Below are 694 nucleotides of genomic sequence, written 5' to 3'. Positions count from 1 at the left end.
CCGCCGGACGCCGCCGTGCTGCCGTTCGGCGCCGAGGAGCTTCCCGACGCGCGCCGCTTCGCCGTGGAGCGTGCCGGGGCGCTGGGGCTGGCCGAGCGGCGGCTGCCGGACCTGGAGCTGGCCGTGGCCGAGCTGACCACCAACAGCGTGGTGCACGGCGGGGGCCGCGGGACGCTCGCCGTCTGGGCCGAGGCCGGGCAGGTGGTGTGCGAGGTCCGCGACCCGGGGCGGCTCACCGATCCCCTCGCCGGGCGCCGGCCGCCGGAGCACGGACAGATCGGCGGACGCGGACTGCTGCTCGTCCACTACGTCGCCGACCTGGTGCGGACCCACACGGCGGACGACGGCACGGCGGTCCGCCTCCACCTGGGGCTGCCGCACGCGTGAAGCGCGCAGGTGTGCGAGTCGTGGGCCGGGGTAGGCGCTCTGTCGTCGGCCGATACGGGACAGTGACAGGGGCCGACCTAGAGGGAGGGCACATCATGGCGACGACGACCGCGCAGGCCACCGGACAGCGGCTCACCGGCATGCCGGAGATCGCGGACCCGTCCAAGGTGGCGCCCAGGGACGCGCGGGAGCTGTCGAAGCTCTTCTTCGACCAGCTCACGGTCCTGGAAGAGGGCACGCCCGAGTACCAGTACGCGCGCAACACGCTGATCGAGATGAACATGTCCCTGGTCCGCTTCGCGGCCGG

1 protein-coding gene and 1 pseudogene are annotated in these 694 nt (G+C 74.1%); both read left to right on the top strand.

Annotated elements, in window-relative coordinates; genetic code table 11:
* Positions 1-387 (top strand): ATP-binding protein (locus tag GTW67_RS04925; RefSeq protein WP_161163566.1); only part of this gene is annotated, 387 nt, incomplete at its 5' end.
* 95 nt (positions 388-482) lie between these two features.
* Positions 483-694 (top strand): annotated as a pseudogene (locus GTW67_RS04920) (RNA polymerase sigma factor SigF); the annotation flags it as partial.

The organism is Streptomyces sp. SID5910 (assembly GCF_009862125.1).
GTDB lineage: Bacteria > Actinomycetota > Actinomycetes > Streptomycetales > Streptomycetaceae > Streptomyces.
The sequence above is the reverse complement of the archived record's forward strand: the minus strand, read 5'-3'. Positions and strand labels throughout refer to the sequence as shown.